Here is a 17,888-nt window from a genome sequence, read left to right as displayed (position 1 = left end):
TACCTAAATGACTTGCCGACGCCCCGTAAGGAGCATTGCTGGTAGAGAGGGGGGAACCCATGCTGTCGAATCGCAACGCAGGGTACATAGCATCACAACCTCACAAAAGATCGTGAACCTGATTGATGATTGCGGTTGCTACCCCGGCGTAGGGTAGCAACCGTGACAATCTTTATTCCGCTGTGACAAGGTTTATTTACTTGTGACAACCTTTATTTGTCGCAGACAGCCCCTTGTTTCAGCTGTGGATAACTTATTCCACCGTCACCGATTTCGCCAGGTTACGCGGCTGGTCAACGTCCGTGCCTTTCAATACCGCGACGTAGTACGACAGCAACTGCAGCGGAATGGTGTAGAGGATCGGCGACAGGATGTCGTGGATGTGCGGCATGTGCACAACATGGGTGCCTTCGCCGTTGGTCATGCCGGCCTGCTCGTCGGCGAAGACGATCAGTTGGCCGCCACGGGCGCGGACTTCCTGAAGGTTGGACTTCAACTTCTCCAGCAGTTCGTTGTTCGGCGCCACGGTCACCACAGGCATGTCGTTATCCACAAGCGCCAACGGGCCGTGTTTCAGCTCGCCGGCGGGATAGGCTTCGGCGTGGATGTAGGAGATTTCCTTGAGTTTCAAGGCACCTTCCATCGCCACCGGGAACTGCGCGCCACGACCGAGGAACAGCGTGTGATGCTTCTCGGCGAACAACTCGGCGATTTTTTCCACGGTGCTGTTCATCGCCAGAGCTTCGCCAAGACGTGTTGGCAGGCGACGCAGTTCTTCAACCAGGGTGGCTTCGACGCCTTTAGCCAATGTGCCGCGAACCTGACCCAGGGACAGGGTCAACAACAGCAGGCCGACCAGTTGAGTGGTAAACGCTTTGGTCGATGCGACACCGATTTCGCGACCGGCATGCGTCAGCAGAGTCAGGTCGGATTCACGCACCAGCGAGCTGATGCCGACGTTGCAGATAGCCAGGCTGGCGAGGAAACCCAGTTCCTTGGCGTTGCGCAGCGCAGCCAGCGTGTCGGCGGTTTCGCCGGACTGGGAAATGGTCACGAACAGGGTGTCGGGCTGCACCACCACTTTGCGGTAGCGGAATTCACTGGCGACTTCGACCTGGCACGGAATGCCGGCCAGTTCTTCGAGCCAGTAACGGGCAACCATGCCGGCGTGATAACTGGTGCCGCAAGCGACGATCTGCACGTTACGCACTTTGGCGAACAACTCGGCGGCCTGTGGGCCGAACGCCTGCACCAGCACGCCGTTCGGGCTCAGACGACCTTCGAGGGTGCGTTGCACAACAGCCGGTTGTTCGTGGATTTCCTTGAGCATGAAGTGACGGAATTCGCCCTTGTCAGCCGCTTCGGCGCCGTCACGGTACTGTACGGTTTCACGGGTGACGGCATTGCCGCTGACGTCCCAGATCTGCACGTTGTCTCGACGAATTTCGGCGATATCGCCTTCTTCCAGGTACATGAAACGGTCAGTGACCTGACGCAGGGCCAACTGGTCGGAGGCGAGAAAGTTTTCCCCCAGACCCAGTCCGATCACCAACGGGCTGCCACTGCGGGCAGCGACCAGGCGATCCGGTTGATCGGCACTGATCACGGCCAGACCGTAAGCACCGTGCAGCTCTTTCACAGTGGCCTTGAGCGCCACGGTCAGATCCTTCAGATCCTTGAGTTTGTGATTCAGCAGATGGGCGATGACTTCGGTGTCGGTGTCCGAGGTGAACACGTAACCCAGCGCCTTGAGTTGTTCGCGCAGGGCTTCATGGTTCTCGATGATGCCGTTGTGCACCACTGCCAGATCGCCGGAGAAATGCGGGTGCGCATTACGCTCGCACGGCGCACCGTGTGTGGCCCAGCGAGTGTGAGCGATACCGAGGCGACCGATCAGCGGCTCGGCTTCAAGTGCCAGTTCCAGCTCGCTGACTTTGCCTGGACGACGCATGCGCTCAAGCTTTGCATCGTTGGTGAAGATCGCCACACCGGCGCTGTCATAGCCACGGTATTCGAGGCGTTTGAGGCCTTCGAGCAGGATGGCGGTGATGTTACGTTCTGCGACTGCGCCGACAATTCCACACATGCTATTTCTCCTGACTGACAGCCGCGCAAATCAAAGTGATACCGCGGGCCTGAATCTGATCCCGTGCCTCAAGCGGCAGGCGATCATCGGTAATAAGGGTATGGACACTGCTCCAGGGCAGTTCCAGGTTGGGAATCTTGCGGCCGATCTTATCGGCCTCGACCATCACGATCACTTCGCGGGCGACATCGGCCATGACCCGGCTCAGTCCCAGCAATTCATTGAAGGTGGTGGTTCCACGTACCAGGTCGATGCCATCGGCGCCGATGAACAACTGGTCGAAATCGTACGAGCGCAGAACCTGCTCGGCGACCTGCCCCTGGAAGGATTCGGAGTGCGGATCCCAAGTGCCGCCCGTCATCAACAGCACCGGTTCGTGTTCGAGTTCGCTCAGGGCGTTGGCGACGTGCAGGGAATTGGTCATCACCACCAGGCCAGGTTGCTGCCCCAGTTCGGGGATCATCGCAGCGGTCGTGCTGCCGCTGTCGATGATGATCCGTGCATGCTCGCGAATTCGCGTGACGGCAGCGCGGGCGATGGCCTGCTTGTATTTGGAGACTGGCTGACCGATGTCGGCCACCAATTCCTGAGGCATGGTGACGGCACCGCCGTAACGGCGTAGCAACAAGCCATTGCTTTCGAGCGCCGCCAGATCCTTGCGAATCGTAACTTCCGAAGTTTCGAAACGCTTGGCCAGCTCATCCACACTGACTTCGCCCTGCTCATTGAGCAAGGCGAGGATATTGTGACGACGTTGGGGAGTATTGCGTTTCGACATGGCTTAGTAAGTTTCGATTCGAAAGATAACGGAAGCAATCAAAACCTATCGGCGAAACTTCGTCAAGCGAGACGCGACAAAAAGATCTGTGGATAACTCAGCTCTTCTTGATTTTCTCCGGCCGCTTCCAGCCGTCAATGTTCTTCTGGCGTGCACGGCCCACAGCCAATTGTGCGTTATCCACATTCTGCGTAATGGTCGAGCCGGCGGCGGTGGTCGCACCGCTGGAGATATCCACAGGCGCCACCAGCGAGTTGTTGGAACCGATGAACACATCCTCACCCAGGACGGTTTTCCACTTGTTGGCGCCGTCATAGTTGCAGGTGATGGTGCCGGCGCCGATGTTGGTGCGCGCGCCGATTTCGGCATCGCCCAGGTAGGTCAGGTGACCGGCCTTGGCGCCTTCGCCCATATGCGCGTTTTTCAGCTCGACAAAGTTACCCACATGGGCGCGAGCCTCCAGGACTGTGCCGGGACGCAGGCGAGCGAACGGTCCGGCATCGCTGCCTTCTCCAAGAATGGCGCCTTCGATATGACTGTTGGCCTTGATCACCACGCCTTTACGCAGAGTGCTGTCCTTGATCACGCAATTCGGACCGATCACCACGTCGTCTTCGATGACGACTTTGCCTTCGAGGATCACGTTGATGTCGATCAGCACATCGCGGCCGACGGTGACTTCACCACGCACGTCGAAACGCGCCGGGTCACGCAGGGTCACGCCTTGAGCCATCAAACGACGACCCGCGCGCAATTGATAGTGACGCTCAAGTTCAGAGAGCTGCTTGCGATCGTTGGCGCCCTGCACTTCCATGGCGTCGTGAGGCTGTTCGGTCGCCACGACCAAACCGTCGCTGACCGCCATGGCAATCACGTCAGTCAGGTAATACTCGCCCTGGGCGTTGTTGTTGGAGAGACGACTCATCCAGCCACCCAACTGCGCGAACGGCAGCGCCAGGATGCCGGTATTGCCTTCAGTGATCGAGCGCTCGGCTTCGCTGGCGTCTTTTTGCTCGACGATCGCCGTGACCTTGCCGGCGCCATCGCGGACAATGCGGCCATAGCCGGTCGGGTCGTCCAGTTCGACGGTCAGCAAACCCAATTGCTGCGGTGCAACGTGCTTGAGCAGGCGCTGAAGGGTTTCGACTTCGATCAACGGCACGTCGCCGTACAGAATCAAAACGGTGTCGGACTCAATGAATGGCACGGCTTGAGCTACCGCATGACCAGTACCCAGCTGTTTGTCCTGCAGGACAAAATTCAGATCATCCGCCGCCAGACGCTCACGAACGGCATCGGCACCGTGGCCAATCACCACGTGGATGCGCTGTGGATCAAGTTGTCGAGCGCTGTGGATAACGTGGCCAAGCATCGAGTTGCCGGCAATCGGGTGCAGCACTTTCGGCAATGCCGAACGCATGCGAGTGCCCTGACCAGCAGCGAGGATAACGATTTCAAGAGACATGACTGGCTACCAATCCTGGGGTGGTCAGCGGCTGTGACCAGGTTTATTAAATTCGGAAAAGAAAAAAGGGTAGCCGAGGCTACCCTTTTTAATCAATCGCGCAACAAGTGATGGCCTGTTAGTGGCCGAACTTCTTGCGGATCTGCTGGACGGTGCGCAGCTGAGCTGCAGCCTCGGCCAGACGTGCGGCAGCAGAACCGTAATCGAATTCCGCGCCCCGCTCATGCAAGGCCTTCTCGGCAGCCTTAACGGCTTCCTGAGCGGAGGCTTCGTCCAGGTCGGCAGCTCGTTGCACGGTGTCGGCAAGAACCTTGACCATGTTCGGCTGAACCTCGAGGAAACCACCGGAGATGTAATACACCTCCTCTTCCCCGCCCTGCTTGACCAGGCGGATCGGGCCAGGCTTGAGATTAGTGATCAGTGGCGCGTGGCCCAGGGCGATACCAAGATCACCCAGTGCACCGTGCGCAATCACCATCTCGACCAGGCCGGAAAAGATTTCTCCTTCCGCACTGACGATATCGCAATGGACTGTCATAGCCATCTGATTGCCTCAAACTAAATTAGCGCCCGTTGCCGGGCGCCGGGATTACAGTTTCTTGGCTTTCTCGATCGCTTCTTCGATGCCGCCGACCATGTAGAACGCTTGTTCTGGCAGGTGGTCGTAGTCACCGTTGAGGATGCCTTTGAAGCCAGCAATGGTGTCTTTCAGGGAAACGTATTTACCCGAAGCACCGGTGAAGACTTCAGCCACGAAGAACGGCTGCGACAAGAAACGCTGGATCTTACGAGCACGGTTTACCAACTGCTTGTCGGCTTCCGACAGCTCGTCCATACCCAGGATCGCAATGATGTCCTTCAGTTCTTTGTAACGCTGCAGAACATACTGTACACCGCGAGCGGTGTCGTAGTGGTCCTGGCCGATCACGTTCGGGTCCAGCTGACGCGAAGTCGAGTCGAGTGGATCGACCGCCGGGTAGATACCCAGGGAAGCGATGTCACGGGACAGAACGACGGTGGCGTCCAAGTGGGCGAAGGTGGTCGCTGGCGACGGGTCAGTCAAGTCATCCGCAGGTACGTATACCGCCTGGATCGAGGTGATCGAACCGTTCTTGGTCGAAGTGATACGCTCTTGCAGAGTACCCATCTCTTCGGCCAGGGTCGGCTGGTAACCTACTGCGGAAGGCATACGGCCCAGCAGTGCGGATACTTCAGTACCGGCCAGGGTGTAACGATAGATGTTGTCGACGAACAGCAGAACGTCGTTACCTTCGTCACGGAACTTCTCGGCCATGGTCAGGCCGGTCAATGCTACGCGCAGACGGTTACCCGGCGGCTCGTTCATCTGACCGTAAACCAGTGCCACTTTGTCCAGAACGTTGGAATCCTTCATCTCGTGGTAGAAGTCGTTACCCTCACGAGTACGCTCACCCACACCGGCGAACACGGAATAACCGCTGTGCTCGATGGCGATGTTACGGATCAGTTCCATCATGTTTACGGTTTTGCCTACACCGGCACCACCGAACAGACCGACTTTACCGCCCTTGGCGAACGGGCAAACCAGGTCGATAACCTTGATGCCGGTTTCCAGCAGGTCGTTGCCGCCCGCTTGTTCAGCGAAGGTTGGCGCAGGACGGTGAATGCCCCAACGCTCTTCGGTGTCGATCGGGCCTGCTTCGTCGATCGGGTTGCCCAGTACGTCCATGATCCGGCCCAGCGTCGCTTTACCGACCGGTACGGAGATGGCAGCGCCAGAGTCGGTGACTTCCAGACCGCGCTTCAAGCCCTCGGTGGAACCCATCGCAATGGTACGAACCACGCCGTCGCCCAGCTGCTGCTGAACTTCCAGGGTGGTTTCGGCCGCGCTCACTACTTTCAGCGCGTTGTAGATGCTCGGTACGCTGTCGCGTGGAAATTCCACGTCGATAACGGCGCCGATGATTTGAACGATACGTCCGCTACTCATAGCTGGATCCTCTGAATATTTGAACCGTTAAACCGCGGCAGCGCCGCCGACGATTTCCGAGATCTCTTGGGTGATCGCAGCCTGACGCGCCTTGTTGTAGACCAGCTGCAAATCGCTGATCAAATCACCGGCGTTGTCGGTAGCGTTCTTCATCGCGATCATCCGCGCAGCTTGTTCAGCCGCGTTGTTCTCGACCACTGCCTGGTAGACCTGCGACTCCACGTAACGGACCATCAAGCCGTCAAGCAGCTCTTTGGCGTCCGGTTCGTACAGATAATCCCAGTGGTGCTTGAGTTCTTGATCCGGGGTTGCCACCAGTGGAATCAACTGCTCCACGGTAGGATGTTGCGTCATGGTGTTGATGAACTTGTTGGACACCACGGACAGGCGATCAATACGGCCGTCCAGATAGGCATCCAGCATCACCTTGACGCTGCCGATCAGGTCATTGATCGACGGCTCTTCACCCAGGTGGCTGATAGCTGCTACGACGTTACCGCCGAAGTTGCGGAAGAAAGCCGCACCCTTGCTACCAACAACACACAGATCAATCTCGACGCCGTTTTCGCGGTTTACCGCCATGTCCTTGACCAGAGCCTTGAACAGGTTGGTGTTCAAGCCACCACACAGACCACGGTCACTGCTCACCACGACGTAACCGACGCGCTTTACTTCACGGTCGATCATGAACGGGTGGCGATATTCCGGGTTGGCGTTGGCCAAATGACCAATAACCTGGCGGATGCGCTCCGCGTAAGGACGGCTAGCAGCCATGCGCATTTGTGCCTTGCGCATTTTACTGACCGCCACTTTTTCCATGGCGCTGGTAATCTTTTGCGTGCTTTTGATGCTCGCAATCTTACTGCGAATCTCTTTTGCGCCTGCCATGTAACACCTATCAGGTTAGCAAGCGGGAGCCTTGCGGCCCCCGCTGCGGCTTACCAGGTTTGGGTGGCCTTGAACTTCTCGATACCGGCTTTCATGCCAGCGTCGATTTCGTCATTGAAGTCACCCTTCACGTTGATCTTCGCCATCAAATCGGCGTGATCGCGGTTGAAGAAAGCAATCAGCGCTTGTTCGAAGCTGCCGATCTTGGCGATTTCAACGTCAGTCAGGAACCCACGCTCAGCGGCATACAGCGACAGCGCCATGTCAGCGATCGACATTGGTGCGTATTGCTTCTGCTTCATCAGCTCGGTAACGCGCTGACCATGCTCAAGTTGCTTACGGGTCGCTTCGTCCAGGTCAGAAGCGAACTGGGCGAATGCCGCCAGTTCACGGTACTGAGCCAGAGCGGTACGGATACCACCGGAGAGCTTCTTGATGATCTTGGTCTGAGCGGCACCACCCACACGGGATACCGAAACACCGGCGTTCACAGCAGGACGGATCCCGGAGTTGAACATGGCCGATTCCAGGAAGATCTGACCGTCGGTGATGGAAATCACGTTGGTCGGAACGAACGCGGAAACGTCGCCAGCCTGGGTTTCGATGATCGGCAGTGCGGTCAGGGAACCGGTTTTGCCGGTCACTGCGCCGTTGGTGAACTTCTCTACGTATTCTTCCGAAACGCGGGATGCGCGCTCGAGCAGACGGGAGTGGAGATAGAACACGTCGCCTGGGTAAGCTTCACGGCCTGGTGGACGGCGCAGCAGCAGGGAAATCTGGCGGTAAGCCACTGCTTGCTTGGACAGATCGTCATAAACGATCAGCGCGTCTTCACCGCGGTCGCGGAAGAATTCACCCATGGTGCAACCGGAGTACGGTGCCAGGAATTGCAGTGCTGCAGATTCCGAAGCGCTCGCTGCCACGACGATGGTGTTAGCCAGTGCGCCGTTTTCTTCCAGCTTGCGAACCACGTTGGCGATGGTCGATTGTTTCTGACCGATTGCTACGTAGACGCAGAAAATGCCGCTGTTTTTCTGGTTGATGATCGCGTCGATCGCCAGAGCGGTTTTACCGATCTGACGGTCACCGATGATCAGCTCACGCTGGCCACGGCCGACAGGGATCATGGCATCGACAGCCTTGTAGCCAGTCTGTACAGGCTGGTCTACCGACTTACGCCAGATCACGCCTGGAGCAACTTTCTCGACCGCATCGGTCTCGGTGTTGTTCAGCGGACCTTTGCCGTCAACTGGGTTACCCAGTGCGTCGACTACGCGACCCAGCAGTTCCTTACCAACCGGAACTTCGAGGATGCGGCCGGTGCACTTGGCGCTCATGCCTTCAGCCAGGGACTGGTAGGCGCCCAGAACTACGGCACCAACGGAGTCCTGCTCCAGGTTGAGAGCCATACCGAAGACGCCGCCCGGAAACTCGATCATCTCGCCGTACATTACGTCGGCCAGACCGTGAATCCGCACGATACCGTCAGATACGCTGACGACAGTGCCTTCGTTACGGGCTTGGGAGGTCACATCGAGCTTGTCGATGCGGCCCTTGATAATTTCACTTATTTCGGAAGGATTGAGTTGCTGCATTGCTCTGCTGCCCCTTCAAACTCAAGATTTCAATGCTTCGGCAAGGTTCGCGAGTTTGCCGCGAACCGAGCCATCGATAACCAGGTCGCCGGCGCGGATGACAATGCCCCCAATAAGGGATTTGTCTTCCTCGACTTGCAGGCGCACTTCCCGGTTGAGTCGTGCACTGAGAACCTTGGCGAGTTTGTCTTGCTGTTCTTGGTTCAATGCAAAAGCACTGGTCACTTCAACGTCTACCGACTTCTCTTGTTCGGCCTTGTACAGGTCGAACAGAGCGGATATCTCCGGCAACAGCGGGAGACGGTCGTTTTCGGCAACGACGTTGATGAAGTTCTGTGCCTTCACATCAAACTTGTCGCCGCACACGTCAATAAACGTGGCGGCCTTGTCTGCGCTCGTCAGTCGCGGGGCCTTGAGCACGCGCTGCATGGTGTCGTCTTGCGACACTGCTGCAGCCAGGCCGAGCATGGCTGACCAAGAGGCCAGTTGCTGGTGGGCCTGGGCGTGCTCGAAGGCTGCCTTAGCGTAAGGTCGGGCCAACGTGGTCAATTCTGCCATGATCGCCCTCGCTTAAATTTCAGCAGCCAGTTTGTTTACCAGCTCCGCGTGCGCGTTTTGATCGATTGTGGCACCCAGGATCTTCTCGGCGCCGCCGACGGCCAGTGCACCCAGTTGGGCACGCAGCGCGTCTTTGACACTGTTCAGTTCCTGCTCGATCTCGGCCTGAGCCTGAACCTTCACACGGTCAGCGTCGATACGGGCTTTTTCAACAGCCTCTTCAACGATCTGGTTACCGCGTTTCTTGGCTTGCTCAATGATTTCAGCTGCCTGAGCCTTAGCTTCGCGCAGTTGTTGACCCGCTTTATCTTGGGCCAACTCCAGGTCGCGAGCTGCTCGGGCGGCAGCGTCCAGTCCATCCGCGATCTTCTTCTGACGTTCGTGCAAAGCCGCGATGACCGGAGGCCACACGAACTTCATGCAAAACAGTACAAAAATGAAGAACGCAACGGACTGGCCAATCAGGGTTGCATTAATGTTCACGCCAACACCTCGCTCGTTCGTTGCACATCAAACCAATCACTCGAAGGTTCGAGTGATTAGCCAGCGAGTTGACCAACGAATGGGTTCGCGAAGGTGAAGAACAGAGCGATACCAACACCGATCATGGTTACGGCGTCGAGCAGACCGGCAACGATGAACATTTTAACTTGGAGCATTGGAACCATTTCTGGCTGACGCGCTGCGCCTTCCAGGAACTTGCCGCCCAACAGGCCGAAACCAATTGCGGTACCCAGTGCGCCCAGGCCGATCAACAGTGCAACAGCGATAGCGGTTAGACCAACTACAGTTTCCATCTTTCCTCCCGACTTTTACGTCGTATGGTTTAGGTTTTTTAGATTTTAAAGCGGTAAAACAAATCGTTTCATAGCCCTGTTCGGGCACCCACCCGTTTGACCGGGTGGGACATCAGACTAGTCGAGACTGGTCTTAATGGTTCTCTTCGTGCGCCATCGACAGGTAAACGATGGTCAGCATCATGAAGATAAACGCCTGCAGGGTGATGATCAGGATGTGGAACACAGCCCACGCCCACTGCAGAACTATGCCCAGGCCGCTAAGCCAGAGCAGACCGCTGCCGAACATCACAGCAATCAGAATGAAGACCAGTTCGCCGGCGTACATGTTGCCGAACAGACGCAGTGCCAGCGAGATTGGCTTGGCCACCAGCGTCACGAACTCCAGCAGGAAGTTCACCGGAATCAGCAGGGCCTGAACGAAGATGTTCTTGCTGCCGAACGGGTGCAGGGTCAGTTCGCCGATGAAGCCACCGATACCCTTGACCTTGATGCTGTAGAAAATGATCAACGCGAACACCGACAGGGCCATGCCCAGGGTAGCGTTCGGGTCAGTGGTCGATACGGCACGGAATGGAATGTGCGCATCACCAGTGATCAGGATGGCCAGCTGAGGAATCCAGTCGACCGGGATCAGGTCGACGGCGTTCATCAGGAAGACCCAGACGAAGATGGTCAGTGCCAGCGGTGCAATCACCGGGCTACGGCCATGGAAGCTGTCTTTCACGCTGCCATCGACGAATTCGACCAATACTTCAACGAAGTTCTGCAAAGCACCAGGCTGACCGGAAGTCGCCTTCTTCGCCGCCATGCGGAAAAGAAGAACGAAGATCAGACCCAAAGCGACCGACCAGCCGAGAGTATCGACGTGGAAAGCCCAGAAGCCCATTTCTTTGGCTTCTGCTGCGGTGTGGGCAAAACCCCACCCGCCGGTTGGGTGCTGACCGAAGGTCAGGTTCTGCAAGTGGTGCTGGATATAGCCCGAAGCGGTTGTTTCTGCCATGGTTGCCTCAAACGCCCTAAGGTCTCGAAAGTCTTGTTCTCATCAGCAGGGGCGCGAACCAGCTGACCAGTTGGGTCAACACGAAGACGCCGAATACTGCTAGCGGCGCCAATGGCTTCACACCTGCGAACGTCAATGCAAAGAGCACTGCCGTCAAAATCAGTTTGCCCGCCTCACCGGCATAAAAAGACCGGACGATGGCTTGAGCTGCTCGGGCGCCGGAAAACCGAAATGCCCTGTGAGCGAAATAAACATTGGGTAGCAAGGCTATCAGGCCTCCGCAGAGTCCCGAGTACCCGGCAACGACTCCGTGCCATTGCCAGAGCGCCAAAGCGGCGATCAGCAAAACGACAAACTGAGCCATCAACACCGGAAAAACTGCCAGGCGATGGAACGGCAAGCGGTTTGGCGTGCGGCTTTCCATCACAATTACTCCCCAATGGTCGGCTGCCAGAATTCAATAACTTGGCATAATTTGTGCCGACAAAATGCGCGCAGAGTATAGGGGCGGTTCTGCCCCTATTCAACTGTCAGGTAGTGATTTCCGACTGCACGCTACATGAGGAAATGTTTCAGCGAATGTGCGCAAGCACACCCTGAAGCTCATCGAGGGAGTTGTAACCGATCACCAACTGCCCCTTCCCCTTCTTTCCGTGTCGGATCTGCACCGCAGAGCCTAGCCGCTCGGCCAGACGCTGCTCGAGTCGGGCGATATCCGGGTCCGGTTTTACCGGTTCGGCAGGCTCCTGTTTGCCACTCAACCACTGGCGAACCAGTGCCTCAGTCTGGCGCACAGTCAGCCCCCGTGCGACAACATGTCGCGCCCCTTCAACCTGTTGATTTTCCGGCAAACCAAGCAAAGCACGCGCATGACCCATTTCCAGGTCGCCGTGGGACAGCATGGTTTTGATAACTTCCGGCAACGCGATCAAGCGTAGCAGGTTGGCCACGGTCACGCGGGATTTGCCCACCGCTTCGGCCACTTGTTGCTGAGTCAGCTGGAATTCCTGCTGCAAACGCTGCAGGGCGACCGCTTCCTCGATCGGATTGAGGTCTTCGCGCTGGATGTTCTCGATCAGTGCCATGGCGATGGCGGTTTCATCCGGCACATCGCGAACCATCGCCGGGATGGTTTCCTGGCCAGCCTGCTGGCTGGCGCGCCAGCGGCGTTCGCCGGCAATGATTTCGAAGCGACCGCTGCCGATCGGACGAACCACGATTGGCTGCATCACCCCTTGGGCCTTGATTGACTGCGCCAGTTCTTCCAGCGCTTGCGGGTCCATGTCCCGACGTGGCTGGTACTTGCCGCGCTGGATCAGGTCCAGGGGCAAATGCTGCAGCTCACGCTGATCGGCTTGTACGGCCTGCTCTTCCAGCGAGCTGACAGTCGGACCGCTCAGCAGTGCATCCAGTCCACGTCCGAGACCTCGTTTCTTGACGGCCATGGGGATTCCTTAAGTTGGCTGAGCAGCGGCGGTGCGTGAGTTTTTGCGCTGACGGCGAACCATCTCGCCCGCCAATGCCAGATAGGCAATGGCGCCCCGTGATGTTTTGTCGTACGCCAGCGCCGGCATGCCATAGCTTGGCGCTTCGGCCAGGCGGATGTTGCGCGGAATGACGGTGTCGTAGAGCTGCTCGCCGAAGTGTTCCTTGAGCTGAGCCGACACGTCGTTCATCAGGCTCAGGCGCGGGTCGTACATCGTGCGCAACAAGCCTTCGACTTTCAGGTTCGGGTTCAGCAGTTCAGCGATGCGCTTGATGTTATCCACAAGGTCGCTCAAGCCTTCGAGCGCAAAGTACTCGCACTGCATGGGGATAATGACCCCGTCAGCCGCGACCAGAGCGTTCAGTGTCAGCATCGACAGCGACGGCGGGCAGTCGATCAAAATGTAATCGTAGTTTTCACGGATCGGCGCCAACGCGCTGCGCAAGCGGCTTTCCTTCATCTGCATTTCCAGCAGGACCACTTCGGCCGCGGTCAGGTCACGGTTGGCCGGCAACAGCTGGTAACCACCATGCTCGGAGTAGTGCATGGCCTGGGCCAGATCACACTCGCCGATCAGCAGGTCGTAAACCGAATTTTCCAGGCCGTGTTTATCCACACCGCTGCCCATGGTGGCGTTGCCCTGTGGATCAAGATCGATCAACAGCACCCGGCGCTTGGTAGCGACCAGGGAAGCTGCGAGGTTGATGCAGGTGGTGGTTTTACCCACACCACCTTTTTGGTTCGCTATCGCGAATACCTTAGCCATTCTTGCTTGTGTTCCCAATCATGCCGTGCGGCGCAGTATCAGCAGATGGCGTTGGCCTTGGCAACCAGGTACGGCCAGGGCGTGTTCGCTATCGAGGTGGAAGTCTGCCGGCAATGCTACCAGCTCATCGGCTGGATGAACGCCCTTCATTGCCAGCCAGCGTGTATCGGCGTCGCCGAGGTGCCGCGTCCAGTTGCTGAAGTTCTCCATGCTGCTGAACGCCCGGGAGATGATCCCGCTGAATGGCTGCGCAGGCTGGAAGGCTTCGACGCGACTGTGGATAACTTGCAGGTTATCCAGTTTGAGTTCGAGTTTGACCTGGGTCAGGAAGCGGGTTTTCTTGCCGTTGCTGTCCAGGCAGGTCACTTGCGACGCTGGAAACAGGATGGCAAGCGGTATACCCGGCATGCCGCCACCGCTGCCAACGTCCAGCCAGCGGCCGTTTTCGATGAACGCCATCACGCTCAAACTATCGAGCAGGTGACGCGAGACCATTTCGTCCGGATCGCGAACGGCGGTCAGGTTGTAAGCCTTGTTCCATTTGATCAACAGGGCCAGATAGCCCAGCAGTTGCGCGTGCTGGGTTTCGGTCAGTGTGACACCGAGCTGGCGAGCACCTGTGGATAACTCTTCTGCGTGTTGCGAGGTGACCAACGAACTCAAGCGCTTTGCTCCAACTGACGGCCCGCGCCGCGTTTTTTCAAATGAATCATCAACAGCGAAATCGCTGCCGGGGTAACGCCCGGAATACGCGACGCCTGGCCCAGGGTCTCTGGACGGGTCGCACCGAGCTTGCTCTGGATCTCTTTCGAGAGACCGGAAATGTTCGTGTAATCGATATCCACAGGCAGTTTTGTATCTTCGCTGGCCCGCAGACGGGCGATTTCATCCTGTTGGCGATCGATGTAGCCGGCGTATTTGGTCTTGATTTCAACCTGCTCGGCAACCTGTGGATCTTCTGCGCCACCGCCGGTGACGGCGATCAGACCAGCGTAGTCGATTTCCGGACGGCTCAGCAGGTTGAGCAAGTTGTATTCGTGGGTCAGTGGAGTGCCGAATTTTTCGGAAATCGCATCGCCCTGCTCGGTGCCCGGGCGAACCCAGGTGCTTTTCAGACGTTGTTCTTCCAGAGCGATGCTTTCGCGTTTGGTGCAGAAAGCCGCCCAGCGCGCATCATCGACCAGACCCAGTTCGCGACCTTTTTCGGTCAAGCGCAGGTCGGCGTTGTCTTCGCGCAGGATCAGGCGGTATTCGGCGCGGGACGTGAACATCCGGTACGGTTCCTGAGTGCCCAATGTAATCAGGTCATCGACCAAAACGCCGATGTACGCCTCGTCGCGACGCGGGCACCAGGCGTCTTTGCCCTGCGCGCGCAGTGCCGCGTTGGCCCCGGCCAGCAAACCTTGGGCCCCGGCCTCTTCATAACCGGTGGTGCCATTGATCTGTCCGGCGAAAAACAGGCCGCCAATCACTTTGGTTTCCAGGCTGTACTTCAGGTCGCGAGGATCGAAATAGTCGTATTCGATGGCGTAGCCCGGACGCACGATGTGCGCATTCTCCATGCCGCGGATCGATTGCACGATCTGCAATTGCACGTCGAACGGCAGGGAAGTGGATATCCCGTTCGGGTAGAGCTCGTGGGTGGTCAGCCCTTCCGGTTCGATGAAGACCTGGTGGCTTTCCTTGTCGGCAAAGCGGTGGATCTTGTCTTCGATCGACGGGCAATAACGCGGGCCGATGCCTTCGATCAACCCTGCATCGGAATACATCGGCGAACGGTCGAGGTTCGCTGCGATGATCTCGTGGGTTCGGGCGTTGGTGTGGGTAATCCAGCAGCTCACCTGTTTCGGGTGCTGCTCTTTGGAACCCATGAACGACATCACCGGGATCGGCGTATCGCCGGCTTGCTCGGTCATCACCGAGAAATCAACCGATCGACCGTCGATGCGCGGCGGTGTCCCTGTTTTCAAGCGGCCAACACGCAGCGGCAATTCACGCAGACGATGAGCCAGGGCAATCGATGGCGGATCACCGGCGCGACCACCGGAATAATTCTGCATGCCGATGTGGATAAGTCCACCGAGGAAGGTGCCAGTGGTCAACACCACGGAATCCGCGAAGAAACGCAGGCCCATTTGGGTGACAACACCGCGCACCTGTTCCTGCTCGACGATCAGGTCATCAGCGGCTTGTTGAAATATCCACAGGTTCGGCTGGTTCTCCAATGCTTCGCGGACAGCGGCCTTGTACAGAACCCGGTCTGCCTGAGCGCGAGTTGCACGAACGGCAGGGCCTTTGCGGCTGTTCAGAACGCGAAACTGGATGCCACCTTTATCGGTCGCCATGGCCATCGCGCCGCCGAGGGCATCGATTTCTTTCACCAGATGGCTTTTGCCGATCCCGCCGATGGCAGGGTTGCAGCTCATGGCACCGAGGGTTTCCACGTTATGCGTCAGCAACAGGGTTTTTGCACCCATGCGTGCTGAGGCCAGTGCTGCCTCGGTACCGGCATGACCGCCGCCGATGACGATCACTTCAAAACGGGAAGGGAAATCCACCACGCACCTCGTGCCTGCTTCAGTTAGGTAATCAGGAATAGTTTGAGCTCAGGTTTTTGGACCTGGGCGGCAAGTATAGGGACTTCGCCCTTCCTAAAGAACCCTTTGCACAAAATTTAACCAGCTGTGGAGAAGTCGGGGTTATAGAAATTAAAAAGAGAGAAATTTATTAAATCTTTGTTTTTATGTTTATTTCTACTGAGGCACATTTCTGTGGATAGATTTATACAGCCCTTTAAATTCAATATGTACAGAGATTCAAAACCCTGTGGTCATGTGCCAATTAGGGCCTTGGATAACCGGTGTAAGCCTGTGGATGAAAGGGGTGGTTATCCACAGAGGCGGTTATCTTCAGTTTTGAGGCCCTGTTATCAACTGACCTTAGTGGCAGTTATTCACAGGGCTTAATCCACAGAAAGACGGTGAGTGGTCAAATTCCAGGCATGGAAAATCCACCCAAGCAGAAAGAATCTGCCCGGCACTGGAGACAATTCAAGAAAAGGAAGGAGAACAGACAGGCACGAACGGCCTGTCTGTGGATAACGGAAAGACTATTTACCGATACAGAAGCTGGAAAAGATTCGTCCCAGCAGATCATCGGAGCTGAATGCGCCGGTGATTTCACCCAAAGCGTGCTGTGCCTGGCGCAAATCCTCGGCCAGCAATTCACCGGCACCTGCCAGGGTCAGCTGTGCACGTCCATGCTCGAGGGAAGCACTGGCATGACGCAATGCTTCAAGGTGACGCCTGCGAGCACTGAAGCTGCTTTCCGAGGTCTGCTCATAGCCCATGCAGGCCTTGAGGTGGTCACGCAGCAATTCCAGGCCCTCGCCTGCAGACTTGGCGCTGAGGCTGATGGTGACGTGCCCATCCTCGCTGACTTCCAGGGCAATAGCTTCACCGGTCAGGTCTGCCTTGTTACGGATCAGTGTGACTTTGGCCGGATCCGGGCGGGTCTCGAGGAACTCCGGCCATAGCGCGAACGGATCGAGTGCTTCAGGAGCGGTGGCGTCGACGACCAGCAGCACGCGATCTGCCTCGCCGATGGCTTTCAATGCCCGTTCCACACCGATTTTCTCGACCTGATCCTCGGTGTCCCGCAGGCCTGCCGTATCGACCACATGCAACGGCATGCCATCAATGTGGATATGTTCGCGAAGAATGTCCCGGGTGGTGCCGGCAATCTCGGTCACGATCGCCGCTTCTCGTCCGGCCAGGGCGTTCAGCAAGCTGGATTTACCAGCGTTCGGCCGACCGGCGATGACCACCGTCATGCCATCACGCAACAACGCACCCTGCCCGGCTTCTCGCAGTACGGTGGATAACTCGTCGCGAACTTTGTCGAGCATGCTCAGCACGTGGCCATCGGCAAGGAAGTCGATTTCTTCTTCAGGAAAATCGATCGCCGCTTCGACATAGATACGCAGGCCAATCAGTTGCTCGGTGAGGTTATGCACACGGTCGGAAAAGGCGCCCTGCAAGGAACGCAGTGCATTTCGCGCTGCCTGTGCAGAACTTGCCTCGATCAAATCGGCGATGGCTTCAGCCTGGGCGAGGTCGAGTTTGTCGTTGAGGAACGCACGCTCACTGAATTCACCCGGACGGGCCAGACGGCAGCCCAGTTCCAGACAACGTTTGAGCAGCATATCGAGAACAATCGGGCCGCCATGGCCCTGGAGCTCCAGCACATCTTCACCGGTGAACGAATTAGGCCCCGGGAAATAAAGCGCGATGCCTTGGTCCAGCACCTCATCGTTTTCACTCAGGAACGGGCCATAGTGGGCAAATCGCGGCTTGAGTTCACGACCACTGAACGCTTTGGCCGCAACGCTCGCCAATGGCCCGGAAATACGGACGATGCCCACACCGCCGCGACCTTGAGCGGTGGCGACGGCAGCGATGGTTTCACGAGGAACGCTCATAAACCGGTATCCAGACA

General features: G+C 57.4%; 17 protein-coding genes. All 17 read right to left on the bottom strand.

The features are described 5' to 3' along the window. Positions 1-253: 253 nt before the first annotated feature. The 17 genes from glmS to mnmE all read right to left on the bottom strand — a co-directional run bounded on the left by glmS (position 254) and on the right by mnmE (position 17,871). Positions 254-2,086, bottom strand: a complete 1,833-nt coding sequence (gene glmS / locus ACM6IQ_RS27455) for a glutamine--fructose-6-phosphate transaminase (isomerizing) (RefSeq protein ID WP_017341695.1) — start codon at positions 2,084-2,086, stop codon at positions 254-256. Position 2,087: 1 nt separating this feature from the next. After that, complete coding sequence (locus ACM6IQ_RS27450) at positions 2,088-2,864, bottom strand: DeoR/GlpR family DNA-binding transcription regulator (RefSeq protein ID WP_017341696.1); 777 nt, start codon at positions 2,862-2,864, stop codon at positions 2,088-2,090. Between the two features lie 97 nt (positions 2,865-2,961). After that, complete coding sequence (gene glmU, locus ACM6IQ_RS27445; RefSeq protein WP_017341697.1) at positions 2,962-4,329, bottom strand: bifunctional UDP-N-acetylglucosamine diphosphorylase/glucosamine-1-phosphate N-acetyltransferase GlmU; 1,368 nt, start codon at positions 4,327-4,329, stop codon at positions 2,962-2,964. Positions 4,330-4,447: 118 nt separating this feature from the next. Continuing rightward, positions 4,448-4,873: a F0F1 ATP synthase subunit epsilon gene (locus tag ACM6IQ_RS27440; protein WP_007969909.1), complete on the bottom strand. Its 426-nt coding sequence runs from the start codon at positions 4,871-4,873 to the stop codon at positions 4,448-4,450. Between the two features lie 45 nt (positions 4,874-4,918). Then, positions 4,919-6,298, bottom strand: a complete 1,380-nt coding sequence (atpD, locus tag ACM6IQ_RS27435; RefSeq protein WP_008155715.1) for a F0F1 ATP synthase subunit beta — start codon at positions 6,296-6,298, stop codon at positions 4,919-4,921. A gap of 27 nt (positions 6,299-6,325) precedes the next feature. Continuing rightward, complete coding sequence (gene atpG, locus ACM6IQ_RS27430) at positions 6,326-7,186, bottom strand: F0F1 ATP synthase subunit gamma (RefSeq protein WP_017341698.1); 861 nt, start codon at positions 7,184-7,186, stop codon at positions 6,326-6,328. A gap of 50 nt (positions 7,187-7,236) precedes the next feature. Beyond that, on the bottom strand, positions 7,237-8,781 hold the full coding sequence (gene atpA, locus ACM6IQ_RS27425; protein ID WP_017341699.1) for a F0F1 ATP synthase subunit alpha: 1,545 nt from the start codon (positions 8,779-8,781) through the stop codon (positions 7,237-7,239). Positions 8,782-8,802: 21 nt separating this feature from the next. Beyond that, positions 8,803-9,339 (bottom strand): F0F1 ATP synthase subunit delta, encoded by a 537-nt coding sequence (locus ACM6IQ_RS27420; RefSeq protein WP_017341700.1) that lies wholly within the window; start codon positions 9,337-9,339, stop codon positions 8,803-8,805. Between the two features lie 12 nt (positions 9,340-9,351). Beyond that, positions 9,352-9,822, bottom strand: a complete 471-nt coding sequence (locus ACM6IQ_RS27415) for a F0F1 ATP synthase subunit B (RefSeq protein ID WP_008027535.1) — start codon at positions 9,820-9,822, stop codon at positions 9,352-9,354. Between the two features lie 56 nt (positions 9,823-9,878). After that, positions 9,879-10,136, bottom strand: coding sequence for a F0F1 ATP synthase subunit C (gene atpE, locus ACM6IQ_RS27410; RefSeq protein WP_002555987.1), 258 nt, complete (start codon positions 10,134-10,136; stop codon positions 9,879-9,881). A gap of 133 nt (positions 10,137-10,269) precedes the next feature. Then, complete coding sequence (atpB, locus tag ACM6IQ_RS27405) at positions 10,270-11,139, bottom strand: F0F1 ATP synthase subunit A (RefSeq protein ID WP_017341701.1); 870 nt, start codon at positions 11,137-11,139, stop codon at positions 10,270-10,272. Positions 11,140-11,155: 16 nt separating this feature from the next. Further along, entirely contained in the window at positions 11,156-11,563 is a 408-nt protein-coding gene (locus tag ACM6IQ_RS27400) for a F0F1 ATP synthase subunit I (RefSeq protein ID WP_010465473.1), read from the bottom strand. Between the two features lie 148 nt (positions 11,564-11,711). After that, positions 11,712-12,584, bottom strand: a complete 873-nt coding sequence (locus ACM6IQ_RS27395; protein ID WP_008027541.1) for a ParB/RepB/Spo0J family partition protein — start codon at positions 12,582-12,584, stop codon at positions 11,712-11,714. A 9-nt stretch (positions 12,585-12,593) separates the two neighbouring features. Beyond that, complete coding sequence (locus tag ACM6IQ_RS27390) at positions 12,594-13,391, bottom strand: ParA family protein (RefSeq protein ID WP_017341702.1); 798 nt, start codon at positions 13,389-13,391, stop codon at positions 12,594-12,596. Between the two features lie 18 nt (positions 13,392-13,409). After that, the gene (gene rsmG / locus ACM6IQ_RS27385) at positions 13,410-14,054 is read right to left on the bottom strand and encodes a 16S rRNA (guanine(527)-N(7))-methyltransferase RsmG (protein ID WP_414880303.1); all 645 of its coding nucleotides are present in this window, start codon (positions 14,052-14,054) and stop codon (positions 13,410-13,412) included. Next, the gene (gene mnmG, locus ACM6IQ_RS27380; RefSeq protein ID WP_226298302.1) at positions 14,051-15,949 is read right to left on the bottom strand and encodes a tRNA uridine-5-carboxymethylaminomethyl(34) synthesis enzyme MnmG; all 1,899 of its coding nucleotides are present in this window, start codon (positions 15,947-15,949) and stop codon (positions 14,051-14,053) included. The genes rsmG and mnmG overlap by 4 nt, the downstream gene beginning before the upstream one ends. A 551-nt stretch (positions 15,950-16,500) precedes the next feature. Further along, complete coding sequence (gene mnmE / locus ACM6IQ_RS27375; RefSeq protein ID WP_017341705.1) at positions 16,501-17,871, bottom strand: tRNA uridine-5-carboxymethylaminomethyl(34) synthesis GTPase MnmE; 1,371 nt, start codon at positions 17,869-17,871, stop codon at positions 16,501-16,503. Positions 17,872-17,888 lie beyond the last annotated feature (17 nt).

The organism is Pseudomonas sp. IT-P100 (assembly GCF_949767185.1).
Lineage (GTDB): Bacteria > Pseudomonadota > Gammaproteobacteria > Pseudomonadales > Pseudomonadaceae > Aquipseudomonas > Aquipseudomonas fluorescens_B.
This window is presented reverse-complemented; position numbering and strand designations above follow the sequence as displayed.

Bases quoted from the DNA above. Each gene is read 5' to 3' on its own strand.
- glmS (WP_017341695.1), bottom strand. From the start codon at position 2,086: ATGTGTGGAATTGTCGGCGCAGTCGCAGAACGTAACATCACCGCCATC.
- ACM6IQ_RS27450 (WP_017341696.1), bottom strand. From the start codon at position 2,864: ATGTCGAAACGCAATACTCCCCAACGTCGTCACAATATCCTCGCCTTG.
- glmU (WP_017341697.1), bottom strand. From the start codon at position 4,329: ATGTCTCTTGAAATCGTTATCCTCGCTGCTGGTCAGGGCACTCGCATG.
- ACM6IQ_RS27440 (WP_007969909.1), bottom strand. From the start codon at position 4,873: ATGGCTATGACAGTCCATTGCGATATCGTCAGTGCGGAAGGAGAAATC.
- atpD (WP_008155715.1), bottom strand. From the start codon at position 6,298: ATGAGTAGCGGACGTATCGTTCAAATCATCGGCGCCGTTATCGACGTG.
- atpG (WP_017341698.1), bottom strand. From the start codon at position 7,186: ATGGCAGGCGCAAAAGAGATTCGCAGTAAGATTGCGAGCATCAAAAGC.
- atpA (WP_017341699.1), bottom strand. From the start codon at position 8,781: ATGCAGCAACTCAATCCTTCCGAAATAAGTGAAATTATCAAGGGCCGC.
- ACM6IQ_RS27420 (WP_017341700.1), bottom strand. From the start codon at position 9,339: ATGGCAGAATTGACCACGTTGGCCCGACCTTACGCTAAGGCAGCCTTC.
- atpE (WP_002555987.1), bottom strand. From the start codon at position 10,136: ATGGAAACTGTAGTTGGTCTAACCGCTATCGCTGTTGCACTGTTGATC.
- atpB (WP_017341701.1), bottom strand. From the start codon at position 11,139: ATGGCAGAAACAACCGCTTCGGGCTATATCCAGCACCACTTGCAGAAC.
- ACM6IQ_RS27400 (WP_010465473.1), bottom strand. From the start codon at position 11,563: ATGGAAAGCCGCACGCCAAACCGCTTGCCGTTCCATCGCCTGGCAGTT.
- ACM6IQ_RS27395 (WP_008027541.1), bottom strand. From the start codon at position 12,584: ATGGCCGTCAAGAAACGAGGTCTCGGACGTGGACTGGATGCACTGCTG.
- ACM6IQ_RS27390 (WP_017341702.1), bottom strand. From the start codon at position 13,391: ATGGCTAAGGTATTCGCGATAGCGAACCAAAAAGGTGGTGTGGGTAAA.
- mnmE (WP_017341705.1), bottom strand. From the start codon at position 17,871: ATGAGCGTTCCTCGTGAAACCATCGCTGCCGTCGCCACCGCTCAAGGT.